Raw genomic sequence first — 17,953 nt, 5'->3', positions numbered from 1 at the left:
TCGAGCCAACGCCGCTTTGTGAGCATTTTCATGTTGGTCATTTCTATCTAGCAAGTCCGGTTAAGAGACAAACGATAAGACTGCCACGATTGATGTTGTGACACCAATTTCCAACACAAGCTCACGACCGAATATTCCGAATCTTTAATTCGATTTCTCAGCTTGCTTGCGCATTCTCAGCCTGCCTGCGCAACTGCAGTACCTTCAGCGAGCAGAGGAAGCCAATAGTCAACGCGCCGACAGCGGAATACAGCGCAAACTGCGTGGCATGTGCAAACGCATTTGTCAGCGGCACCAACACACCGTCGGGAGCACCCTGCGCACGCAGACCAATCAGCATCGAGCCGGCGGAATCCTTCAGCCCCTGCCCCATCTGCTCCAGGCCCGGCGACAGCTTCGCGATCTCACGATCCAGCCCAATCGTCAGCGCCATACCACCGAGCGCAGCACCGAGCGCCGAACCAATCTGCCGAATCGTCGACTGCGTTGCCGATGCCTGCCCCGACAGCCGCACCGGAATATCACCAAGCACCAACGAGGTCAGCTGCGCCGATGCCAGACCAAGACCCAGACCGTAGACAATCAATGCAAACACAACCAGCCACAGCGGCAGGTCAACGCGCTCTTCGGCCGCCAACTGCAGCGAACCAAAGACCTCGAGACCAAGGCCCACAATCACCACACCGGCCGGGGTAATCCGAGCTGCCAGATGACGCGCCATGGCACCTGCGAAGAACGCACCGAGAGCCATTGCTGCCAGGACCAGGCCGGTTGCGATCGTCGATAAGCCAATCGCCGACACCAGGTAGAGCGGCAGCACGAAGACCAGCGCGAACTCACCCACCGCGACAAGCATCGCCGTGGTATTCCCCCAGCTGAACGTGGCGTAGGAGAACATCGACACGTCCAACAGCGCAGGATCCGCGTTCTTCCGACGACTGTTTTCCCACAGCACGAAAGCGACAAGCACCACCGCACCAACTAAGAGCGTGACGACGGGTGCGGAGGGAAAAGCAAACCCTATCTTGGCGCCTTGAATGATGCCGAAGACCACGGCACCAAAGCCAATTCCAGACAACACCAGGCCAAGGACATCGAAGCGACCCGCGCCATTGGTATCGCCTGCGGTGTTCGGCACCCAGCGCAGCGCAAGGACGAAAAGCACGACGGCGATGGGCACGTTGACCCAGAAGATAGCTTCCCAACCAGCAAACTGCGTAAGCACGCCACCCAGGAGTGGGCCGACTGCTGCAGCACCAGACATGACCGCACCCCAGATGCCGAATGCGGTGGCACGATCTTTATCACGGAATAGTGCGTTCACGCTGGACAGTGTTGATGGCAGAATGCACGCGCCACCAATGCCTTGGATGACGCGGGCAATGACCAGTGGCGCCAAGGCTGTGGAAAGTGCGGCCACGACGGAGCCGACCGTGAAGATGACCAGACCGACGAGAAAAAGCGTTCGACGGCCGAAGCGGTCGCCAGCGCGGCCAGAGGTCAGGAGTAGTGCGGCGAAAACGACCGAGTAGATCGTGGTAATCCACTGCGCGCCCACGATGTCAAGGCCCAGCTCCGAAATGATGGTCGGCAATGAAACACCAACGATGGTGCCGTCCAGGACAATCATGCCGAGGCCAACCGCGAGCACGAGCAACCCCCACCACCGCTGTGGCGAGGCCCCGAACTCAGCAATCTGATCCTCGTTGGCGATTGCCATGACGGGGGTGCCCTTCGCTTTCGCTGTGGCACCGGTTTGTGCGTCGACTGAGACGTCGGCGCTGCTCAAGGAAGGTTTTGTACTCATAGGATTAATGCTAGAAGTGTCCTAGGGCTGATTCATCAACCGAAAGTCGTAACTTTGCGGAAAGATCAGCTTCGTTGAGAACGGGGATTACCTTCGTCGACACGGAAACACTTAGCTTCATTGAACCCACGCAATGGCAGCCGAACCCGCTGGGTATAGGGCTTTTATCACCGCACGGTGGCAGATTGCTATGATGCTATGAGGTTTTGGGCACTGGTTCATAGTGCTTAATTGTCACTTCACAATGCCCAATCCTTGCCCCTATAGCTCAGTCGGTTAGAGCAGAGGACTCATAATCCTTTTGTCCCAGGTTCGAGCCCTGGTGGGGGCACTAAAAACTCTGGGCTCTACTCACGCCCATTTACCCGACATCCGGTTGTAGCAGCTGGCGCATAGGGAGATGTACTTCGGCGCTTCGAGTGCCTCAATTTCCACGGTTTCGCCGTCGAGGATAATGCTGCCGTCCGGATTCAACCGTGCAGTAAAGATGGCCTTCTGCCCACAGGTGCAAATTGTCTTGATTTCCTCAATGGTGTGGGCAACTTCGAGCAAGCGCTGGGAGCCTGGGAAGGCATGCGTGCGAAAGTCGGTACGCAGACCGTAGCAGAGCACCGGAGTACCGCGAAGGGTAATTCCCAGCAACTGATCGACCTGGTCAGGGGTAAGAAACTGTGCCTCATCGATGATTAGACAATCGTAGCCGTCGGCAAGCGAGGAGAGGTCATCGCCATCGTGGATGAGGTGCGCGCGTTCCGCGATTCCGATGCGGGAGTGCACGTCGCCGTCAGCCAAAGTATCCACGGCCGGCTTGGCGATCAACGGCCGCATATCGCGCTCGCGGTAGTTGTGGGCGACGCGGAGGACCTCGATGGATTTTCCGCTGTTCATGGTTCCGTAGCGGAAGTACAGTTTTGCCATAGCCATCGATTGTAGGGCATCGATTCGCGGGCTCTGACGGCTGTAAACTCGGGCCGCCAACACGGATTTGAATTCCCGACTATCCTTTATTTTTATGCAGCCGATTCCTGACCTGAATGAGAATCCAACAGTTGTTGTATGTGGATCTATCCACCTAGATACCTTGGTACAGGTCGATAGTGTCCCCGCAGAAGGTGGCACGCTCATCGTTGATGACGGCACGAATATGCTGGGCGGCAAGGGCGCCAACCAGGCCGTTGCTATCGCTTATAACGGTGTCCGTGCAATCATGGCCGGAACTGTTGGCGAGGACCGCGCAGCGGATTTCGTGGTCGAGGAACTCAACGCACACGGCGTAGATGTCCACTCCATTCAGACTTCCTGGGATTTGCCGACCGGCAGCGCTTTCGTCGCAACGAACCGCAAGGGTCGCCCGGTGATTTTTGTCCAGCGCGGTGCCGATGCGCTAACCGACCCCACCGATTTCGTCGACGAGTTCGCATCAGCGGATGTCGTGCTCGCGCAGGGCGAGCTCCTTCCGGAAGCAACTGAGGCCATCGCGTCCGTCGCATCCATGTACAGCGCGCGACTGGTGCTGAACCTCAATCCGGTCGTAACCGTTACACCTGCCCTGATTGACCATGCAGATCCGCTGATCGTCAACATGAAGGGCGCCTGGGAAACAATCCGTCGCCTGGACATCGCCGAAGGAATCCGCGCTACCGACTACCGCGCACAGCTCGAGGCGCTTCTGCAGTACTGCCCCAGTGTCGTCATGCTCCGGGGCGACCACGGCTGTCTCTTCGCACAGCACTCCGACGGTCTCGACGACGAGCCGACAATCTACGAGCACCCCGCGCTCAAGCTGCCAGAGGAGAAGATTGTCGACGGCACTGGCTCCGGTGATGCGTTCGTCGGCACGCTCACCGCGGAACTGGCTAAGGGCACCTCGCTTTACGACGCCGTCCCCCTGGCCACCGCAGCAGGCGCAGCAGCTGTACAGGCGGTCGGCGCATGCTCCGCTTTTGCACGTCGCGAAAAACTGCTGGAGATGGTCGAGGCGGAGGATTTTCCCTCTGTGAAAGAGTACGAGGGCTAAGGGTCGTCAACGACTTGGTGCGCGAGCTGGCGCCGATTAAGTCAGTGCCAGTCGGGCCAGTGGAGCCAGTGGGGCCAGTGGGAAAACCTACCCAGCATTGTCTGGCAGAACGGGCTCAAGCGCCAGCATCACCAAATACCAACTCAACGCGTACCCGATGAGGAAGACATAGGTAGCAATCGCGTAGATCTTCGCCGGGAAAAAGAATATGGCCGCGGGCACGATGAGAAGCGCCAAAACTGCGAGCGCAGTCCGCGGCAGGTTTTTGACGGTCATGCTGGTGGCCGTTGCCAGGGTTCGGCGTAGCGACGACTGACCGTCGGAAAGCGAGCACAGCGAGTAGACCCAGGCGGTAATTCCCAGCAGTATTAGCGCCCCGGAGGTAACTCCTGCGGCGAAGATTAGGCCGACAGTGCCGAGATCCGCGCGGGAAATAACGTAAAACTCATAGCCAATGGCTCCGGCGAGAACCACGGTGAATAGCCACCACACGGTTGGTGTGCGCCAATTGTCCAGCAGTGCGCGCAAGAAGCGCTGTACGGGCCTTGAGCCTTCGTCACGGACCATATCGCGAGCGACCACTACCCCAGCGCGAGTTGCGGCGCCTGCAGTGACTATCGGGATGGATGCGACGATCATCAGCAGGTTGATGATTACAAGGTCTGCTAACAGCGACCAGGCTGCGTAGAACTTTGTATCGGTGCTGAAAAATCTATCCACGGGTTCATATCCTAATAAAGGCTGATTAACAGACGAAAGCCTCAACCTACGCGGTTGAGGCTTTCGCTTTCGTAAAACGCGGTGCTTGGCGTCCTATGCGCTAACGCTTAGGCAGCTATCCCTTAACGGCACCCGCAGCAACACCCTCGATAATGTGCTTCTGGGTGGCGACGTAGAAGATCACAATCGGAATGATTGCGAGCACCAGCATTGCCATCATCGCGCCAAGGTCACGGTTACCGTTGGAACCAACGAAGCTCTGCACGACGACCGGGATGGTCTTGTACTTAGTGGACAAGCCGATGACCAGGTACGGCAGCAGGTAGTCGTTCCATACCCACATTGCGTTCAGAATGGCGACTGTCACTGCAGTCGGCTTGAGCATGGGCAAAACGATGCGGAAGTAGTTCTGCATCGGAGATGCGCCATCAATCATCGCGGCTTCCTCGATGTCAATCGGGATGGACTTGATGAAGCCGGCAAACATGAAGACCGACAGGCCAGAGCCAAAGCCCAAGTAGAGAACCACAATGCCGATTGGGTTGTTCAAATGCAGCATGTCGGCGATCTTGACGGTCGGGAACATCACCATCTGGAACGGGATGACCATCGAGAACACAAACAGGTAATACAGCAGCGAGGTCCACCACGTCTTCACTCGCGTGATGTAGTAAGCCGTCATCGCAGAGAAGAACACAATCGCAATAACCGAGAGGATCGTGATGACAAAGGACCACACGATCGCCCAGCCGAAGCCCTCCTTCATCAGGCCGACGGCGTAGTTTTCGAACCCGACCCACATGTCACCTAGTGGCAGCTGGAAGGGGTTATCTGAAATTGCGAACTTGGACTTGAACGAGTTGAAGATAATGAACGCGATTGGCCCCAAGAACACGACGGTCAAAAACACCAGAATCGCGTAGATGATGACCTTAGATACGCCTCCCACCTTGGCCTCGTCCTGCTTAGCGGGCTTGGCCTTGGGGAGCTTGGTGGCCGTTTCAGTGGTCATTGCAGCGTCGACAGACATTTATGCCTCCACTTCCTTGCTGCGAGTAGCACGCAGCTGCAGCATCGCGATCGCTACGACCACGACGACGAAAATTACTGCCTTGGCTTGACCAACGCCCTCCACACCAATTCGGTTAAACATGGTGTTGACGATGTTCAGAGCAACCATTTCTGTCTCTGAACCCGGCGCACCATTGGTCAGGGCCAAGTTTTGGTCGAAGAGTTTGAAAGTGTTCGACAGGGTCAAGAAGAGGCAAATGGTAATCGATGGCATGACCATCGGGATAGTAACGTGCCGCAGGATCTCCCAGCGTCCAGCGCCATCAATCTCCGCAGCTTCGATGAGCTCCGGCGGGACATTCTGCAAACCGGCAATATAGATAATCATCATGTAACCGACCAGCTGCCAGTTGATGAGGATGATCAGACCGGCGTAACCGAACTTCCAGTCGGACACGATTGTCGTACCGTACGATGCCAGCACTGCGTTAATCATCGACTGCCAGGTGTAACCGAGCACGATGCCACCGATGAGGTTCGGCATGAAGAAGACTGTGCGGAAGAAGTTCGTGCCCTTCAGCTTGCGCGTCAGAATCCATGCGATCCAGAACGCGAACAAGTTCACAGTAATGATGGAAACAACAACCACCATGAGAGTAAATCCGAAGGAAGCGACGAAGCCCTCGCGCTCACTAAAGGCCTTCTGGTAGTTCTCGATACCAACCCACTGCGCATTAGTGATGGTTGTGAAGTCAGTAAATGATAGGAAGAAACCGATAACGAACGGCACCAAGAACGCGATTGCAAAGGCAATCAGCGTGGGTAGCACGAAAATTGGGAAATACTTTTTCAATGTTGCTTGCATCTACAACACCGCTCCTAAAGCTAAAGGCGGAGCCTGGTGCCTCGAGACCGGTTTAACAGGTCACCGAGCCCCGAGCTCCGCCTTGCCATTGGATGAACTCATTCCGTCGGTTGTTCATGCGCGAGAAGCTTTCGCTTCACACTCACCGATGGAATGGATCACCATTGATTTGCTGGTATTTAATTGTTCGGAGATTCCGCATTCCAGCTGTCGGCGAAAGTCTCGACAACCTTGTCCCACGGCATCTTTCCGGAAGCGTACTGCGCCAGCGCTGCGCCAAAATCATCCTTGAACTGCTGCGACGGGAAGTACTGGAAGTCCCACGGGATGGTGGTCAGGTCCTCGTTCTCAATTGCTGCGGCCACTTCCTTGGCTAGCGGGTCATTCGGAGTGTCGGCTTCAGTGAAGTTCTGGAACGGAGCGATGAATCCGAGATCCTCGACGACGTACTTCTTGCCCTCATCGGTGTTGAACAGCCAATTGACGAAGTCCTTCGTTGCCTTTTGGGAAGCCTCCGAAGCCTTGGAGTTGACCGTCAGGTAGTTCTCAGTACCAACCGAGATGCCGGTCTTATCCTCGTCCTTCAGGCCCATGTACATAGGCATGAACTTAATCTTGTCCTGCTTGACCACGTTGCCGGAGACATCGTTGATCTGGGACCATGCCCAGTTGCCATTCTGAACCATAGCGGCCTTGCCCTGGGCGAATTCCGCCATCGAGTCGGACACAGCCTTCGACGGGGCCAGAGTCTTTTCGACAGTGGAGTTATTCAGGTACAGATCAAAGAGGTTCTTGAACTCCTTGTTGTACTTGAACTTCACATCAGCGGTTTCCTTGGTGCCAAGGTCCTCGAATTCATAATGAACCGGTCCGTTGGCCAAGTGTGTCTGCCAGCGCCAATCCTCACCGGATGCGAGCGAGGTGGAAGCGAAGGTGCCGGAAATCCCCAGCTTGTCCTTCTTGGCCTGCATGTCCTCAGCAACTTCCTTCAGCTTTCCGAAGGCCTTAATCTCGTCGATGCTCTTGGCCTTGGCATCGGGCAGCGCGAAGTACTTGTCCATGATCTCTTCGTTATAGATCAGGCCAAACCCCTCGACTGCAAACGGGACGCCGTATACCTTGCCGTCCTCGCCCTTCAGCGGCTCGATGCCCTCGTTGAGGTTTTGTGCGATCTCAGTGTCAGACATGTCTGCCATGTATTCCTGCCAAGTACGCAGGCCCGCCGGACCATTGACTTGGAACAGTGTTGGCGCGTCCTTTTTACCAATCTCGGCCTTCAGAGTTTGCTCATAGGAATTCGAAGCTGCAGTAACGACCTTGACCTGGACACCAGTCTTGTCAGTGTATGCCTTCGCAATCTTCTGATATGCGGCATCCTGCTCCGGCTTGAAGTTAAGGAAGTAGACACCACCATCTGCAACCGCATCATCACTCGAGCACGCAACCAAACCAGCGGTTGCCATCAGGCCTGCTGCACACAGAGCTGAAAGGCGCTTGAAGTTCTTCACTATGTTTTCTCCCTTGAGAAGAAAGGCCACTTCAATGGCATCCTCCGAGCAATTCGGACGAATATTTGCCAGCAGCCGTGGCCTAATTGGATTATCCCGCCCTGCGGCTAGAAGTAGCCTTTCATGCGAACTTCGACGCCACCCACGCGGGTATTCGGTCTCACCAAAATCTTACTTGACCAAAACCAATTTAGGTTGGCCTTCAGCCAGCTGTGAACAAATGCAAAGGAGAAAAATAGCAAAAGCTCTCGAAAGCACACCTAGAATTTGAGCTGTTTTCGAGCTGTTTTCGCTGAACAGAGCCGCCTACCGGCACCAAAGTAAGCACCTGGCCGCGACAATCACACGCAGACCCGACAACCACCCGACCACCAAAAGCACCCCTGTTTGGCCTGAATGTATATTTTTATAATATTCTGGCGGGTCGTTTACTTGTCACTTTTGAAATAATCGTACGCTCGACAGTCTGCTTCTAGAGAGCTACTCGACCTCATCGCTCGCGGGAAGATATACGGACTCGTCGCGATGCCCGGGCAACACTCGATCCACGTAGCTCTGCACCGCTTCTTGAAGCGGCACATCCGCACGGCGTTTTTCTGCCATGTACCAGCGATGCTCCAAGACCTCGTGGAAAACCTGCGCATCCTGCAGCCTTCCACGCAGCCCCTCGGGCACAGCCAGAATTGTGGCCTCGAAAACTTCACGCAGCCATCGGTGCGCAACCTGCTCTAGCGGAACCCCTTCAAGACCTTCCGCCAACCGAAAGGTCTGCATACTATTGAGCATCCGCCTCGCTTGCCGTTCTTGAACATCCAACCCCGTCAGTCGCATTAACTGCCGATGGTGATGCCCTGCGTCAACCACTCGTGGTCGGAACACAACACGGCCACCATCACTGGTGACTTTCAGCTCGCCAACATCGAAACCGAGGTCGTTGAGCCTGCGAATCCGCTCATCGACAAGCCAAGGCTCCTCAACACCAATAGATTCTTCCCCCGTCAGCTCTTGCCACAAGTCCTCATAACGCTCAATAATGCGCCTACCCACCGCAATTACGTCCAACTCAGGATCGAGGAATCCGCCGGCCTGCAGATCCATGAGCTCTCCGATGATGTTGGTATGGGCAACGTCAACGTCGTAAAGCCTGCGGGAATCTGAGAGTGTGCCTTGCAAATCTCCCGTTTCCGCGTCGACAAGGTAGGCGGAGAAAGCGTCTGCGTCACGACGAAACAATGTGTTCGACAGTGACACGTCGCCCCAGTAAAAACCAAGGAGATGTAACCGAACTAGCAGGACTACCAGCGAGTCAATCAGGCGGACCACAGTTTCGCGGGTGACCTGTTGAGAAAAAACTGCACGATACGGCAGCGAATACTCGAGATGTTCTGTGACGAGTGCGGCAGTTAACGGTTCGCCATCTGGATCCTTCCGGCCGGTGATTACCGCGAGCGGGCGAACCGATGGAGCACCGAGCCTGACCAGGTCACGCAGCATTCGATACTCATGATGAGCAGTGAACTCACCAATTTCTTTCACTGCAATGACGCGGTCATCTAAGTTGACGAATCGAACAATGTGTCGCGAAATTCCCTGAGGCAAGGCGGCTAACAAATCATCTGGCCACTGTTCCAGAGGTATATGCCAAGGAAGGCGCAAAAGCTTTGAAGCCACCGTTGTCGCGGCTATTTTCATAGTTTCCGACACGGTGGCTCCTAAAACTGTCTTACTGTCCCACTGCCCTACCAGCTACTCATTTCATCTAAACGAAAGATTTTAGGCCGGAAGGCGCATACCAGTCGACTTCGAGAACAGGTGCAGCATGCCCGGACGAATCTTGCCGTAAACTACCGAGCCCAACTTCGGCGCGGTGCGCGGGGCGGTACGAATAACCACCTGACCGTGTTCCTCTTCGTCCGGGTTAGAGGAAGATCCGGAGCTCAGTGCTCCGCCACCGACGAGGTCTCCATACATGAATGCATCGGAGCCCAACTCCTCGACCAAGTTAACCTGCACCGGAATGACGTCATCGCCCGGACCCTCGACCAGGTCGAATGCCTCCGGACGGAAGCCCACGATAATCTGGTTCTGATCCTCCGGCGTGATTGCAGCAAGTGTGGCTTCCGGCAGCTTAATCTTGGCCTCGCCCAACGTGGCGTAACCATTAGAGACGTTGAACGTGCCCAGGTTCATCGCAGGCGAGCCAATGAAGCCCGCGACGAATTCGTTTGCCGGGGTTTCGTAGAGTTCGCGCGGGGTACCGACCTGCTGCAGAACACCGAAGTTAATGACCGCGATGCGGTCGCCCATGGTCAGCGCCTCAGTCTGGTCGTGGGTGACATACATGGTGGTCACACCCATCCGACGCTGCATGGCCGCAATCTGAGTACGGGTTTGAACACGCAGCTTCGCGTCCAGGTTCGACAACGGCTCGTCCATCAGGAACACCTGCGGCTTGCGCACAATCGCACGCCCCATTGCCACACGCTGACGCTGACCACCGGACAGAGCCTTAGGCTTACGGTCCAGGAACTGAGTTAGATCCAGGGTCTTCGCAGCTTCTTCGACACGACGGTCAATCTCGTCCTTGTCCACACCAGCAATCTTGAGCGCGAAGCCCATGTTCTCGCGCACCGTCATATGCGGGTACAGGGCGTAGTTCTGGAAGACCATCGCAATATCGCGATCCTTGGGCGAGACATTGGTCACATCACGATCACCAATGAAAATCTTGCCCTCATTGACCTCTTCCAGACCGGCAAGCATGCGCAGTGTTGTGGACTTACCACAACCGGAGGGGCCTACCAGAACCAGGAACTCGCCATCGGCAATTTCCAAGTTGAACTTGTCCACAGAAGGCTTCGTCGCACCGGGGTAAATGCGAGTGGCATCAGCAAAAGTCACAGTAGCCATGTGAATACAAACCTTTCATCGGCAGGTACGTGCCGAACGATCCGAGTGAAAGTAACCGCAGGAACAGCTCCTACGTATCTGCCTCACAAGCTTACTCTTAATCGAGCAGCCCCGTCACGAGCTCCGCAATCTTCGAGCGCTCCGAGCGCTTCAGCGTGATGTGTGCAAAAAGCTCGTTGCCCTTGAGTTTTTCAATCACCGCCTGCACACCGTCATGGCGGCCGACGCGCAGGTTGTCACGCTGCGCCACGTCGTGCGTAAGGATGACCCGGGAATTGCTACCAAGACGCGACAACACCGTCAGCAGTACGTTGCGCTCCAGCGACTGTGCCTCATCGACAATCACGAAGCTGTCATGCAGGCTACGACCGCGAATGTGAGTCAGCGGCAGTACCTCCAGCATGTCGCGCGAGGCAATCTCATCCATCACGTTGTCTGAAACCAATCCCTCCAGGGTGTCGTAAACAGCCTGTGCCCAGGGATTCATCTTCTCATCCTCGCTACCTGGCAAGTAGCCAAGGTTCTGTCCACCCACTGCGTAGAGCGGACGAAACACCACGATTCGGCGATGCAGTCCGCGCTCCAGCACCGACTCCAGACCCGCGCACAGCGCAAGCGCCGACTTACCCGTACCGGCCCGGCCGCCGAGGGACACTATCCCCACCGAGTCATCCAACAGCAGGTCAAGCGCCACACGCTGCTCCGCCGACCGCCCCTTCAGGCCAAACGCCTCCGTATCGCCCCGCACAAGCTTGACGACGCCCGGGGCGCTCACCCGTGCCAGCGCAGACTGGCTACCAGCGCTGAGCTGCACGCCGCAGTGCAGCGGCTGATCCTGGATCTGCTCGAGCTCAAGGAAGCCATTGGCGAAGAGACGATCAATTTCCTCCGGGTCGACGTCTACTTCCACCATTCCCGAGTACCCAGTCAGAACGACGTCCTGGGCGCGGTAATCGTCGGCAGGCAAGCCGACCGCACCAGCCTTGACACGAAGCGGAATGTCCTTGGTGACCAGCACGACATCATGGCCATCGTGCTGAAGATTGAGGGCGCAAGCGAGAATACGGTGATCGTTTTCGGCGGTGCGGAAGCCTGCGGGAAGGATGGAGGGATCGGAGTGGTTGAGCTCAATATGCATAAACCCGCCAAGATCATTGGCGGGCACAGGCCGGTCCAGGTGGCCGTAGCGGTAACGCAGCTCTTCGAGGAAACGGAGCGCTTCTCGGGCGAACCACCCCAGCTCTGGGTGGTGGCGCTTGGCCTCCAACTCACTCACCACGACCAGCGGAAGCACAACTTGGTGCTCATCGAACTTCTTGGTGGCGTGGGGATCGGACAGCAGGACCGAGGTATCAAGCACGTAGGTACGCATGCCCTCAGGCTAAAAGTCAGAGGTAGAAATTACGTGGTTGTGAGATGAATGCTTGGTTATCAGATGAACCACAGTTGGTTACAGGCTCTAATCCTCAAGTTGAACCCTAAGGAAGTGGCCGAGCACCGAGCACCACTGCCCGGCCACTCCACTGCCCTTTTAATGGCAACTAGTCGTTGCAATGGTGACTAGTCGTTGTGACGGATTTGGCGACCCAGCAACTTGTGGCGAAGCGGATCAACCGCCAAGGTCACAGCGCCAACTGATACAACTCCCACGAGGTACGCCAGCGCAACAACAAGTGAGCGTTGACCAAACGTGATTTCGTTCGCAATCGGGCCGAACATGGTGGCTCCCAACAGCGCACCCATAACAAAGCCGAAGATGCTGGTCGCAAGCATGGGAAAGAATGTCTGCTTGAAAGTGACCGTGCGGTGGAAGCTGATTGGCGTCCCGATGAAGTCCAGCGCCTTTGTCAGCGATGCCTCTTCATAGACGGCTGAGGCCTGAGTCAAAAGCGTTGACACCAGCAACAGAATGAAACCGATTACGAAAGTGATAGTCACACCGGTTGCAATATCGTGCGCGAATGTGACATCTGCAACCTCTTCAATCTTGTCTTCGCCAGGCACCATCATTGTGTAGCCAAGCAGCAGAGACAGGAAGGCCATGGAACTTACTCGACGCCACGATTCCTTAGCGTTAGTCGCGACTCGTCGCGTCGCCACAAAATCACTTGAAGTACCGAAGAAGCTGGAGATGCGGGCAACAAGCTGGATAAAGAAAGGCGCCACCAGGCCAATTGCCCAGACCATCAGGTACATCATCGCTGCGACACCAAGCGTGGCAGTGACGGTTCCACCCGCGATATTGGAGTTGGCAATCACGTATAGGACGATCGCACCGATAACAACGGCCACAATCATGCGCCAAGCCTTCATCGACTTGGGCACTTCCTTGCGGCTAACGCCGAGTGGTGAAATCATCACCCTTCGCAAACCGACCACAGCGGCAAAGAGTGCGAGGAGCACCACGGCAACCCAGACCAGCGGGTAGCCCCACCAGGGCAGCAACATGTCCCAGGTATCCAGGTAGTCATTGTCGAACTTGATTATCGCCCAGAATGGCGCAGTGGCCACCGACAACAACGTGCCCACGACAAGCCCTACAGCTGCCAATACGAGGGTTTCGATAATCACCATGCGCGTAACTGCCCCGTTAGACAGACCAATCAAGCGCAGAGTTGCCAATCGCTGCTCACGTCCTGCAGCGCCAAGCACCGCCGACTGTGCCACGAGCGAAACCATTGCCGGAATCACAAAAACACAGGCCACGAGTGCCAGCTGCAGGTACATCTCGCCCTGACCTTGATTCATGTAATCCTCGGGCGTTGGGTTCGGTGGCAACTTTGGCTCAGCCTGCCAACGGCGGTAAAACATCCCCGTGCCACCGACCACAACCAGTGCCAACCAGGTACTCACAGTCATGGCCACCACAGACAGTGCAGATAGCCAACCGTTTCCCGAATGAGACTCGCGCCCGGCGCGCTGCAGCCGCGTACTCAAGTCCGCCAGTGCACCGGTGGGGATTCTCTGGGGTTTCGTTGCTTCAGCTACGGTGCTCACTTCGAAACCTCCGCTCCTGCCAGCATGCGGTCATCGTGAATCAGGCCGTCACGGATTTCCACACGTCGACGACACCAGCTGGCCACCTTCACATCGTGAGTGACCATCACCAACGTTGTGCCAGTCTGCTCCACCAACGCGGTGAGCTGCTGCATAACCTCATGGCCTGTGGACTGGTCCAGCGCGCCAGTCGGTTCATCGGCGAAGATGACACCTGGCTCACCGGCCATCGCGCGGGCAATGGCCACACGTTGCGCTTGACCGCCGGACATTTGTCCTGGGCGACGGCGCGTGAGGTCTTTTAGGCCCAGGCGGCTGAGTACATCGTCGGCAAGCGCGAGTGACGTTGAGCGCTTCCTGCCCTGCAGAATCATTGGCAAAGCGACGTTTTCCCTGGCAGTCAGCTCGGGCAGGAGCTGGCCGTCTTGGAAGACGAAGCCGAAGTCGTGCAGGCGGAGGGCGGAGCGGTCGGCGTCGGAAAGCGAATTGATCTTGGTGTCACCGAAGATGACGTCGCCGTCGTCCGGCAGCAACACGCCGGACATGCAGTGCAGCAACGTGGACTTACCAGAACCGGACGGTCCCATGACTGCAACGGTTTCGCCGGGCTCAATGGTCAGCGAAATGCCGGTGAGAACGGGAGCGGAATTGTAGGACTTAGTGATGTCACGAATACAAAGTCGTGCGTTTCTTGGGCTGTTGTTCTCTGTCATGACACTCATTTCACTCGCACGGAGGCGATTTCAACACCGTGCCCACTTTCCTTTTGCGGTAGTGCTAGGTCTACCATGCCGGAAATTAATTCCTCCGCACACAGAGCTTTCGTACCATAGGAAACTATGGAGCTGAAGGATTATTTCCGCAAATATATCGGCGCGAACCGCCGCGAAAAAGCGCATAAACGCAGCTACGAGGAATCCGCCGCCGCCCGCATCGCCGAACTTACCGCTTCACGACGAACAATTGCCGAAGCCTTTGAGATTGAACGTCGCCGCATTGAAAATGACCTCCACGACGGAGCTCAGCAATACATTGTTGCGGCTTCAATGAAATTAGGACTTGCGGAATTAGAGGCATCCAATACTGGCAATGAGGAACTAATGCAGCTCTTGGCGGAAACGCACGGCCATTTGGAGGATGGATTACGTGCTTTGCGACGAACGGTCCACGGAATTCACCCGCAGGTGTTGCGCGATCGCGGTCTGCAAGCGGCTGTTGAGGAAATTGCTGAAGGGTATGGCCCTCACGTTGTTGTGCACACTCCCTATCCCCTGCCGGAATTGGAGGAAAGCGTGCTCGCCGCGGCATATTTTTTCTGTGCAGAAGTACTGACTAATGCGGCGAAATATGCACCGAATGCCCCTGTTTCTGTGTTGCTCACCTCAGATCAAACACTGAATATTTCAATTACCGACCAAGGCCCCGGTGGTGCGAAGTTGGGGCGCGGATTGCGGGGCATGAAAGAGCGCCTGGCCACTTTTGACGGTGCGATGACCATGCACTCTCCCGAAGGCGGGCCAACGCAGGTAATAGCCAGAATTCCCTTGATGCTAAATCGCTGGGAATCGGGCATTGGAGAAATAGAAGGCATGGATATGGAAAGCGTGGAGAAGAAAGGTGCGGCGAAATAATGAAAATTGTCATTGCGGATGACTCGGCACTCCTGCGGGAAGGAGTCGCGGGGCTCGTCGAAAAGCGCGGACATGAAGTGATTGCGATGGTCGACACTGCGCACGGTCTGGTGGCGGACATCGATGACCGGTTTGACGACTCGGGCGAGCTGCCAGACCTGGTGATTACCGATGTGCGCATGCCTCCGAAGATGAGTGACGACGGCCTGCGGGCCGCAGTGGAACTGCGCGAGCGTTATCCGCAGCTGAATGTCATGGTGCTGTCGCAGTATGTGGCGCCGGCGTATGCGCGTGAGTTGTTCTCGCCGGGAGGTGCTGGGGTTGGTACTGGGGCCGGCTCAAGTGGCAGCAGCTCGAGTGGCGGGACCGGGTATCTGCTCAAAGACCGCGTTGGCCAGGTGCTGGACTTCTTGGGTTCGCTCGAGGTCGTCGCAGGTGGTGGCGTGGTGATTGACCCTGATGTGGCGACGGCATTGATGCAGTCCGGCAAATCGGGGCTAGCCAGTTTAACGGCGCGCGAACGCGAAGTGCTCGAGCTGATGGCACGCGGCAAGTCCAATAAGCAGATTGCCGATGACCTCGTGCTTTCCGGGGCGGCGGTGGCGAAACACGTGTCCAACATCTTTATGAAGCTGCATCTGGAGCCCGGCGAGGAAAACCGCCGTGTGCGGGCAATTTTGGAATTTCTCACGGCGACGTCGGGGCAGATTTAGGGTCGGCAGCAATCGCATCTCTCGCAAAAGCGATGAAAAAATAAGTGTTGATTATGACACGAGTCACAATTTAAAGTTGGCTCATACGTTTGTTGTTTCCCTATAGAAAGGACGTGTCTACATGACTGTTTACGCCAACCCCGGCACCCCCGATGCAATCTTCACGTACAAGGAGCAGTACGAAAATTTCATCGATGGTAAGTGGACACCTCCAGTAGACGGGCAATACATGGACAACTCCACCCCGGTTACGGGCGAGGTTTTCTGCCGGGTTCCGCGGTCTAACGAGAAAGACATTGAGCTCGCTCTCGACGCCGCGCACAAGGCGAAGGACTCCTGGGCCTCGGTTCCTGCGGCCGAGCGGGCGCTGATCCTCCACCGCATCGCGGACCGTCTGGAGGAAAACCTTGAGAAGATTGCCGTCGCCGAGACCTGGGAGAACGGCAAGGCCATTCGCGAGACCCTCGCCGCTGACATCCCGCTCGCAATCGACCACTTCCGCTACTTCGCCGGGGCCACCCGCACGCAGGAGGGGCGCATCTCACAGATTGACGACAACACGGTCGCCTACCACTTCCACGAGCCACTCGGCGTCGTCGGCCAGATTATCCCGTGGAACTTCCCCCTCCTGATGGCCGCATGGAAGATCGCCCCGGCCCTCGCCGCCGGCAACTGCATCGTGCTCAAGCCAGCAGAGCAGACCCCCGCGTCGATTCTCATGCTCACCGAGATTATCGCCGATTTGCTTCCGGACGGCGTTCTCAACATCGTCAATGGCCTCGGCACCGAGGCCGGTGCTGCGCTGACCGCAAGCGACCGGATCTCCAAAATTGCGTTCACCGGATCGACTGCCGTGGGCCAGCTAATCAACAAGGCAGTGTCCGACAAGATTATTCCGATCACGCTGGAGCTCGGCGGCAAGTCCCCGTCCATCTTCTTCCCCGACGTCATGGACGCCGACGATGCGTTCCGCGAGAAGTGCATTGAGGGCCTGGCCATGTTCGCGTTGAACCAGGGCGAGGTCTGCACCTGCCCGTCGCGAGCCCTGGTCCACGAAGACATCGCTGATGAGTTCCTGAAGCTCGCGGTCGAGCGCGTTAAGCAGATTAAGACCGGCAACCCGCTGGATACGTCGGTACAGATGGGCGCCCAGGCCTCCCAGGAGCAGCTGGACAAAATCTCCGGCTACTTGGAGTCCGGGCCGAAGGAGGGCGCGGAGGTTCTCACCGGCGGCAACGTCGCCAAGCTCGAAGGGCTGGAGGGAGGCTACTACGTCGAGCCGACAATCTTTAGGGGCAACAACTCGATGCGTTTCTTCCGCGAGGAGATTTTCGGCCCGGTCCTGGCCGTGACAACCTTCAAGACTCTGGATGAGGCTCTCGAGATTGCCAACGACACTATCTACGGTCTTGGCGCCGGCGTGTGGAGCCGCAACCAGAATAACGCCTACCGCGCTGCCCGCGGCATCCAGGCTGGCCGCGTGTGGGTGAATAATTACCACAGCTACCCTGCTCACGCAGCCTTCGGCGGCTACAAGCAGTCCGGTATCGGCCGCGAGAATCACTTGATGATGCTCGAGCACTACCAGGAGACCAAGTGCATGCTCGTCTCTTACGACGAGAACCCGACTGGCCTGTTCTAAGAATCCGACCCCTTGGGGCTAGGCGATTTGTCGATTCCGATTCACGTCCGATGAAGGTGTCGACAATCGCCTCTGCCCGTTACCTTGTGAGTGTCCCCGATAATGGGGATAGTCGCTGGTCCGGTATGGCTT

At 56.7% G+C, this 17,953-nt stretch carries 15 protein-coding genes and 1 tRNA gene; 5 read left to right on the top strand and 11 right to left on the bottom strand.

Features of this window, described 5'->3' with window-relative positions; translation table 11 throughout:
* Nucleotides 1-157: 157 nt before the first annotated feature.
* Complete coding sequence (locus ADB08_RS01200) at nt 158-1,807, bottom strand: DHA2 family efflux MFS transporter permease subunit (RefSeq protein WP_080971454.1); 1,650 nt, start codon at nt 1,805-1,807, stop codon at nt 158-160.
* A gap of 257 nt (nt 1,808-2,064) precedes the next feature.
* Here ADB08_RS01200 and ADB08_RS01195 point away from each other — a divergent pair.
* A tRNA-Ile gene (locus ADB08_RS01195) sits at nt 2,065-2,138 on the top strand.
* A gap of 20 nt (nt 2,139-2,158) precedes the next feature.
* On the opposite strand, the gene ADB08_RS01190 is transcribed toward ADB08_RS01195, so the two are convergent.
* Nucleotides 2,159-2,725 (bottom strand): thymidine kinase, encoded by a 567-nt coding sequence (locus ADB08_RS01190; protein ID WP_048732776.1) that lies wholly within the window; start codon nt 2,723-2,725, stop codon nt 2,159-2,161.
* Nucleotides 2,726-2,819: 94 nt separating this feature from the next.
* Here ADB08_RS01190 and ADB08_RS01185 point away from each other — a divergent pair, with 94 nt between their 5' ends.
* Nucleotides 2,820-3,824 (top strand): PfkB family carbohydrate kinase, encoded by a 1,005-nt coding sequence (locus ADB08_RS01185; RefSeq protein ID WP_049170144.1) that lies wholly within the window; start codon nt 2,820-2,822, stop codon nt 3,822-3,824.
* Between the two features lie 87 nt (nt 3,825-3,911).
* Here ADB08_RS01185 and ADB08_RS01180 read toward each other — a convergent pair whose 3' ends face one another.
* The 9 genes from ADB08_RS01180 to ADB08_RS01140 all read right to left on the bottom strand — a co-directional run bounded on the left by ADB08_RS01180 (nt 3,912) and on the right by ADB08_RS01140 (nt 14,548).
* On the bottom strand, nt 3,912-4,544 hold the full coding sequence (locus ADB08_RS01180; RefSeq protein ID WP_016423088.1) for a DUF624 domain-containing protein: 633 nt from the start codon (nt 4,542-4,544) through the stop codon (nt 3,912-3,914).
* A 115-nt stretch (nt 4,545-4,659) separates the two neighbouring features.
* On the bottom strand, nt 4,660-5,556 hold the full coding sequence (locus ADB08_RS01175; RefSeq protein ID WP_042389412.1) for a carbohydrate ABC transporter permease: 897 nt from the start codon (nt 5,554-5,556) through the stop codon (nt 4,660-4,662).
* An 18-nt stretch (nt 5,557-5,574) separates the two neighbouring features.
* Entirely contained in the window at nt 5,575-6,420 is an 846-nt protein-coding gene (locus ADB08_RS01170; protein ID WP_016423090.1) for a carbohydrate ABC transporter permease, read from the bottom strand.
* A 179-nt stretch (nt 6,421-6,599) separates the two neighbouring features.
* A complete protein-coding gene (locus tag ADB08_RS01165; RefSeq protein ID WP_088611979.1) occupies nt 6,600-7,883 on the bottom strand; it encodes an ABC transporter substrate-binding protein in 1,284 nt (427 codons plus the stop codon).
* A 525-nt stretch (nt 7,884-8,408) separates the two neighbouring features.
* The gene (locus ADB08_RS01160; protein ID WP_172620277.1) at nt 8,409-9,620 is read right to left on the bottom strand and encodes a DUF4032 domain-containing protein; all 1,212 of its coding nucleotides are present in this window, start codon (nt 9,618-9,620) and stop codon (nt 8,409-8,411) included.
* 81 nt (nt 9,621-9,701) lie between these two features.
* Nucleotides 9,702-10,838, bottom strand: coding sequence for an ABC transporter ATP-binding protein (locus tag ADB08_RS01155; protein WP_016423093.1), 1,137 nt, complete (start codon nt 10,836-10,838; stop codon nt 9,702-9,704).
* Nucleotides 10,839-10,935: 97 nt separating this feature from the next.
* On the bottom strand, nt 10,936-12,210 hold the full coding sequence (locus ADB08_RS01150) for a PhoH family protein (protein WP_042388806.1): 1,275 nt from the start codon (nt 12,208-12,210) through the stop codon (nt 10,936-10,938).
* A 188-nt stretch (nt 12,211-12,398) separates the two neighbouring features.
* Complete coding sequence (locus ADB08_RS01145; protein ID WP_049170141.1) at nt 12,399-13,835, bottom strand: FtsX-like permease family protein; 1,437 nt, start codon at nt 13,833-13,835, stop codon at nt 12,399-12,401.
* Nucleotides 13,832-14,548, bottom strand: coding sequence for an ABC transporter ATP-binding protein (locus ADB08_RS01140; RefSeq protein ID WP_152682200.1), 717 nt, complete (start codon nt 14,546-14,548; stop codon nt 13,832-13,834). Before ADB08_RS01140 ends, ADB08_RS01145 begins: the two co-directional genes overlap by 4 nt.
* A gap of 126 nt (nt 14,549-14,674) precedes the next feature.
* On the opposite strand from ADB08_RS01140, the gene ADB08_RS01135 reads away from it, so the two are divergent.
* From ADB08_RS01135 to ADB08_RS01125, 3 genes are all read left to right on the top strand, one after another.
* Entirely contained in the window at nt 14,675-15,466 is a 792-nt protein-coding gene (locus tag ADB08_RS01135; protein WP_080971453.1) for a sensor histidine kinase, read from the top strand.
* The gene (locus tag ADB08_RS01130) at nt 15,466-16,179 is read left to right on the top strand and encodes a LuxR C-terminal-related transcriptional regulator (RefSeq protein ID WP_049170138.1); all 714 of its coding nucleotides are present in this window, start codon (nt 15,466-15,468) and stop codon (nt 16,177-16,179) included. The genes ADB08_RS01135 and ADB08_RS01130 overlap by 1 nt, the downstream gene beginning before the upstream one ends.
* Nucleotides 16,180-16,300: 121 nt before the next feature.
* Complete coding sequence (locus ADB08_RS01125; RefSeq protein WP_049170136.1) at nt 16,301-17,821, top strand: aldehyde dehydrogenase family protein; 1,521 nt, start codon at nt 16,301-16,303, stop codon at nt 17,819-17,821.
* Nucleotides 17,822-17,953 lie beyond the last annotated feature (132 nt).

The organism is Corynebacterium sp. 239_CJEI (assembly GCF_001055995.1).
Lineage (GTDB): Bacteria > Actinomycetota > Actinomycetes > Mycobacteriales > Mycobacteriaceae > Corynebacterium > Corynebacterium jeikeium_D.
Note: the sequence above shows the minus strand (reverse complement) of the source record. Positions and strands in the feature narration are given on the sequence as shown.